The 5,686-nt window shown below is 63.8% G+C and carries 7 protein-coding genes and 1 pseudogene; 1 reads left to right on the top strand and 7 read right to left on the bottom strand.

Going from position 1 to position 5,686, the window contains the following annotated elements; all coding sequences use genetic code 11:
- Both ACSLE4_RS07965 and ACSLE4_RS07960 read right to left on the bottom strand, forming a co-directional pair.
- Window positions 1–333 (bottom strand): annotated as a pseudogene (locus tag ACSLE4_RS07965) (metal ABC transporter permease); the annotation flags it as partial.
- Between the two features lie 137 nt (window positions 334–470).
- Window positions 471–929: a hypothetical protein gene (locus ACSLE4_RS07960; protein ID WP_435903936.1), complete on the bottom strand. Its 459-nt coding sequence runs from the start codon at window positions 927–929 to the stop codon at window positions 471–473.
- Window positions 930–1,091: 162 nt separating this feature from the next.
- On the opposite strand from ACSLE4_RS07960, the gene ACSLE4_RS07955 reads away from it, so the two are divergent.
- Window positions 1,092–1,712: a TIGR00730 family Rossman fold protein gene (locus tag ACSLE4_RS07955; RefSeq protein ID WP_435903935.1), complete on the top strand. Its 621-nt coding sequence runs from the start codon at window positions 1,092–1,094 to the stop codon at window positions 1,710–1,712.
- A 1-nt stretch (window position 1,713) separates the two neighbouring features.
- Here ACSLE4_RS07955 and ACSLE4_RS07950 read toward each other — a convergent pair whose 3' ends face one another.
- The 5 genes from ACSLE4_RS07950 to cysS all read right to left on the bottom strand — a co-directional run.
- Complete coding sequence (locus ACSLE4_RS07950) at window positions 1,714–2,127, bottom strand: GFA family protein (RefSeq protein WP_435903934.1); 414 nt, start codon at window positions 2,125–2,127, stop codon at window positions 1,714–1,716.
- Between the two features lie 9 nt (window positions 2,128–2,136).
- Complete coding sequence (gene cimA / locus ACSLE4_RS07945; RefSeq protein WP_435903933.1) at window positions 2,137–3,735, bottom strand: citramalate synthase; 1,599 nt, start codon at window positions 3,733–3,735, stop codon at window positions 2,137–2,139.
- 3 nt (window positions 3,736–3,738) lie between these two features.
- The gene (locus tag ACSLE4_RS07940; protein ID WP_435903932.1) at window positions 3,739–3,861 is read right to left on the bottom strand and encodes a hypothetical protein; all 123 of its coding nucleotides are present in this window, start codon (window positions 3,859–3,861) and stop codon (window positions 3,739–3,741) included.
- Window positions 3,858–4,364, bottom strand: coding sequence for a GNAT family N-acetyltransferase (locus ACSLE4_RS07935; RefSeq protein WP_435903931.1), 507 nt, complete (start codon window positions 4,362–4,364; stop codon window positions 3,858–3,860). The genes ACSLE4_RS07940 and ACSLE4_RS07935 overlap by 4 nt, the downstream gene beginning before the upstream one ends.
- The coding region (gene cysS, locus ACSLE4_RS07930; protein ID WP_435903930.1) for a cysteine--tRNA ligase at window positions 4,361–5,686 on the bottom strand (1,326 nt) is incomplete at its 5' end. The genes ACSLE4_RS07935 and cysS, both read right to left, overlap by 4 nt.

Raw genomic sequence — 5,686 nt, 5'->3', positions numbered from 1 at the left:
TTGCGCGAACAGCACCATCAGGATGCGCCCCACCCCGTAGGCGACGATGAGCATGGCCGGAACGACCGCCAGACCGAGGAACCCGACGCCCGGGGCCGCGCCGGTCGTGGCCTCCCCGGTGAGATAGTCCACCGCGTTCTTGTAGGCGATCGGCACCGCCAAGGTGATGACCTTGGCGATCAGGAGGGCGGCAAAGGCCAGGATCACGCGCGCATGCAAGTCCCGCCGGCCCTTGGGCCAAATATACGGAATCAACGCCCGCAAGACGGCAAGCTGCCCCGCCCGGGCGTGAAGCACGGCGTCGCTCGTCGATTGCGGCAGTCGGTCTTGCATGAAAGGGCTTTTCTATCAGCGCGTTAGGCGCTCGGCAAAAGGGGCAGCGAGACGGCTGCCCCTTCATCCTTCCCGATATAGTCCTCAACAGAGCCCGCGCCAAGCCGCCGAAGGCAACGTGACTGCGGACCGCGAGGTCAGGGTCTGGGCGGCGGCGCAGCCAAGTCCGCGGGGCTCGGCGGTGACAGCGAGATGCTGAACTGGGCGCGGGCGGCCATCATGTTGGTCGTGTCGTCCAGCTGCTCAACGCGAACCACATGCACCTTGTCGTCGATCTCGACCTTCTCCTCGGCGGTCCACGCGCCGTCCCCCTCGGCCGCGACCACCTGCGCAAGGGGCTTGTCGTCGAAATAAATGTAGACCTTCTTGCCGGCGATGGCGGTGCCGGACAGTTTGAAGGTGCCTGACCCGTCGTCGGCCTTCTGGTAATCGACAACCTTCACATGTATCGGCGATTTCGGTGACGGCGAAGACGCCTCGCCCACCACATCCGCGTCCGGCGCATCTCCCTCTGCCGTTATTGCAGGCGTGACATAAGCCACGCCAAGAATAAGTGCGAAGGCGGCCGCCCAGGCCGTCAGCTTGCTACCAATCATTTGGGCACTCCTAAGAACGCTTCATCTCCAGCGCCGCCGGATTGCGCGAAACGAGCAACCAGCGGCTTTGGCCGGACCCTAACGGATCGCTTGCCCGCCTTCCAGACCGTTCGCCAAACAGGGTTGCTTGACGCCCATAGAGGCCCGGTGGCAGATGACCCCATGAGCCAGGCCCGACCAACTCTTGGAACTGTCTGCGTCTATTGCGGTTCCGGCGCCGGAGAGAATCCTGCCTTTGCCAAAGCCGCCCACGCGCTTGGGCAGACACTCGCCACGGCGGGCGTCGGTCTCGTCTATGGCGGCGGCGATCTCGGCCTGATGGGCATCGTGGCCCGCGCGGTCCTCACCCATGGGGGCCACGTCACCGGCATCATCCCCGGCTTCCTCTCCGCGCGGGAGCACATGCTGATCGAGGCGCAGGAATTGATCGTCGTGGACGACATGCATCAGCGCAAACATCTTATGTTCGAGAAGTCCGACGCCTTCGTGGCCCTGCCGGGCGGGATTGGGACCCTGGAGGAATTCGTCGAGCAGCTCACCTGGACTCAGCTCGGGCGGCACAAGAAGCCGATCGTGCTCGCCAATATCAACGGATTCTGGGACCCGCTGCTGGAACTGTTCGACAAGATGACCGGCCAAGGCTTTATCCGCAACGGCTTCGAGCTCAAGATGACGGTGGCGGAACGTGTGGACGACGTCCTGCCTGCCATCGAACGCGCGCTCGAGGCCACTCCGAGCGCGGCGGAATCCAAAGCAGAAGCGGACATCGCAGCGAAATTCTGAGCTACTGCGTATCGATCTTCGCGATGTCCGCCGGCAGATCGAGCCAGTGATGGCGCCGTGACGCCCAGAACAGCTTGGATGGTTTGGCAAAGTTTGGGCCGGCGAAGCAGCCGACCGGCACGCCGATCATCCCTGGCAGACCTTCGGCAAGGAACGCCACGGCCGTCCCGCAGGTCGGACAAAAAGAACTCTCGATTGCCCGTCCGGAATCGCCACGGTCCGCGTATTGCCGTCTTTCACCGGTGATCGTCACTGCGGAGTCCGAAAAGAGAGCCGCATAGGAGAAAGCGCTGCCGGTGCCCCGCTGACACTTCAAACAGCTGCACAGATAGACATCGACGGGCTCACCGTTTGTCTTGACGGTCAGACTGCCGCACGCGCAGCTAGCGCCTCGTTCGTTCTTTACGCCGGCCATGACATCACCTCAAGGCGCCGGCGCGCCGTCGCGGATCAGCTTGTAGTTGATCGAGTCGAGAAGCGCCTCGAACGAAGCGTCCACGATATTTGGTGACACGCCGACCGTGAACCAGCGCCGCCCCTCTCCGTCGCGGCTCTCGATCAAGACGCGGGTTACCGCGTCCGTTCCACCCGTAAGGATGCGGACCTTGTAGTCCACGAGTTCGAGGTCATCGATGTAGCTCTGATACGGGCCGAGGTCCTTGCGCAGCGCATTGTCGAGCGCGTTCACCGGACCGTTGCCCTCGCCGACCGACATCACCGTGTCGCCGTTGACGCGCGCCTTGACCGTGGCTTCCGAGATCGTGACCAGGTCGCCGACCGCATTGTGCCGCCGCTCCACCATGACGCGGAAGGAGTCCACGTCGAAGAACTGCGGGACGTTGCCGAGCATGCGCCGCGCCAGAAGCTCGAAGGACGCTTCCGCCGCCTCGTAGGCATAGCCGACCGCCTCGTGTTCCTTCACCACGTCGAGCAGACGGGCGACGCGCGGATCGTCTTTCGGCACGGAGATGCCGATGCTTTCCAGTTGCGCCAGGATGTTGGACCGGCCTCCCTGGTCGGAGACCAGGAGCCTGCGCACATTGCCGACCGATTCCGGCGGCACATGCTCATAAGTCCGCGGGTCTTTCTGCACGGCCGAAACGTGAATGCCGCCTTTATGGGCGAAGGCGGACTCGCCCACATAGGGCGCATGCCGGTTCGGCGCGCGATTCAGCACTTCGTCGAGAACGCGCGAGGCATGGGTCAGCGTCGCCAGCTTCTCCGGCGTGACCTTCGTCTCGTAGCGCTCCGCATAGTCGGACTTGAGCATGAGCGTGGGGATGATCGAGGTCAGGTTGGCGTTGCCGCAACGCTCGCCCAATCCGTTCAGCGTGCCTTGGATTTGCCGCGCGCCGGCCCGCACGCCTGCAAGAGAATTTGCCACGCCGTTGTCCGTATCGTTATGGAAGTGAATTCCGACATGGTCGCCGGGAATCTGTTCCACCACGGCCGCAACGATCGCCTCGGCTTCCTCCGGGAGCGTGCCGCCATTGGTGTCGCACAAGACGATCCAGCGGGCGCCGGCCTCGTACCCCGCCTTGGCGCATTGAAGCGCATAGTCCGGATTCGCTTTGTAGCCGTCGAAGAAATGCTCGCAGTCGAGCAGCGCCTCGCGGCCGCTCGCCACCACGGCCTCGACCGACTCCTTGATGCCCTGAAGGTTCTCGTCGAGCGTGATGCCGAGCGCCACGTCGACGTGGAAATCCCAGGTCTTGCCCACGAGACAGATCGCATCGGCCTGCGCGGCAAGCAGCGCCTGGAAGCCTGGATCGTTGGAGATCGATCGGCCCGGCCGCTTGGTCATGCCGAAGGCGGTGAACTTGGCGCCGAACTTGCGATCCTCGCCATAAAGCTTCGTATCGGTGGGATTCGCGCCGGGATAGCCGGCCTCCACATAGTCGATACCGAGCCGGTCGAGCTGCTCCGCTATCAAGAGCTTATCCTCGAGGGAGAAATCGACGCCGTGAGTCTGAGCGCCGTCCCGCAAGGTCGTGTCGTAAAGAGAAAGAGCTTCGCGTGCCATGACCTACACCACACCAAAGAAGAAGTGCAGCGCCAGCAGGACGGCGAGCACGAGCACCAAAATCTTGATCGCAAGATAGACGCGCCGTGAGCCTTTGAACGGCACGTCCTGCAGAAACGACTTCATTGCACGGTCTCCTTGCCGGTCAGCGTCTTCTTCATCGTGGTGTTGGCCAGCCATTCGTCGCCGCGCCGGATGCTGTTGCGTTGCTGAGCGGCGTAGCCGCGCTTACCGAAGAAATCATATGCCGTATCGCTTGCGTCCACGTTGAGCGCCTCCGCGCCGCGCCCGGCCGCCAATTTCTCGAGCGCCTCGGCGAGCATCGTGCCGGCGCCCCGCTCGACGGCCGCGGGATGCACGTAGAAGAAGCCTATTCTGTCGTCGGCCTCCAACGAAGCGAAGCCGACCGGCGATCCGCCCATGGTGGCGACGATGGTCACCTCGCCTGCCAGACGCTTGGCGAAAGCCGCTTCATCATTGGCGACGGCCGCCCACGCGTTTTGTTGCTGTTCCGTATAGTCGTCGCCCGTCAATTCCAGGACGCTGGCGCGGAAGATCTCGCCAAGCAGCGGTGCCTCGTCCGGCAGCATCGGCCGCAACGCGAGCCGGGGATTGGCTACCGCGTTCATCGGGCGACCTCCCACGTGGTGACGAGCTCGCCCGTTTTCGGGTCCTTGGCGTCCTTCAAGACGATGCCCATGGCTTCAAGCTCGCCGCGGATACGGTCTGCTTCCTTGAAGTCCTTTGCCTGACGCGCGGCGTTGCGTGCGGCGATCAATCCGTCGACCTCGCTCGCGTCGGTGTCGCCCGCGCTGTTCTGGCGAACCCGTTCGATCTTAGTCCGCTGGCCGGAGAAGCCGAGGAAGCCGAGCGCCGTGCGCAGCTCCTCGAAATGTCCCGCACGGTGCAGCTTGTGCAGCTCGGCGATGACCTTGGGCGTGTTCAGATCGTCAGACAGCGCCTCGGCCACGGCGGACGGCACGTCCGGCGCAGGCGCGCTCTCCTCGATGTCACCATACCAATCCCACAGCGTCTTATGCGCCTCGTCGAGACTGGCGAAGGTCCAGTCGAGCGGCTGGCGGTAATGCGTGCGCAGCATGTTGAGGCGCAGCGCCTCTCCCGGCCACGCATAACCCTGCCAGCCGGTGAGCAGATCATGCACGGTGACGAAGTTGCCGAGGCTTTTCGACATCTTCTCGCCCTCCACCTGGAGGAAGCCGTTATGCATCCAAACATTCGCCATCACGTCGGAGCCGTGCGCACAGCGCGATTGCGCGATCTCGTTCTCATGGTGCGGGAACACCAGATCGATGCCGCCGCCATGAATGTCGAACACGTCGCCGAGATGCGCCGCGGCCATGGCGGAGCACTCGATATGCCAGCCCGGGCGGCCCTGTGTTTCGATGCCGCCGGGTGAGGGCCAGGAGGGCTCGCCGGGCTTGGACGGCTTCCACAGCACGAAGTCCATGGGATCGCGCTTGAACGGCGCCACTTCGACACGCGCGCCGGCGATCATCTCATCGAGCGGCCGCCCGGACAGCCGGCCGTAGTCGGGCATCGACGAAACATGGAACAGCGCGTGGTCCTCGGCCACGTAGGCGCAGCCATTGGCGATCAGGCGGTCGATCATGCCGCGCATTTCACCGATATGCTCGGTGGCGCGCGGCTCGACCGTGGGATCCAGCGCTCCGAGCGCGGCCATGTCGTCGTGGAATTGCGCCTCGGTCTTTTCTGTGACCTTGCGAATCGCCTCGTTCAGCGTCAGGTCGGGAAAGTCCTGGGCCGCGCGCGCGTTGATCTTGTCATCGACGTCCGTGACGTTGCGGACATAGGTGACATGCTCAGGGCCATAGACGTGCCGCAGCAACCGGAACAGCACATCGAAGACGATGACCGGGCGCGCGTTGCCGATATGGGCGTAGTCGTAGACCGTCGGTCCGCACACATACAT

It is taken from the genome of Methyloceanibacter sp. (genome assembly GCF_051306395.1).
Taxonomy (GTDB): Bacteria; Pseudomonadota; Alphaproteobacteria; order Rhizobiales; family Methyloligellaceae; genus Methyloceanibacter.
This window is presented reverse-complemented; position numbering and strand designations above follow the sequence as displayed.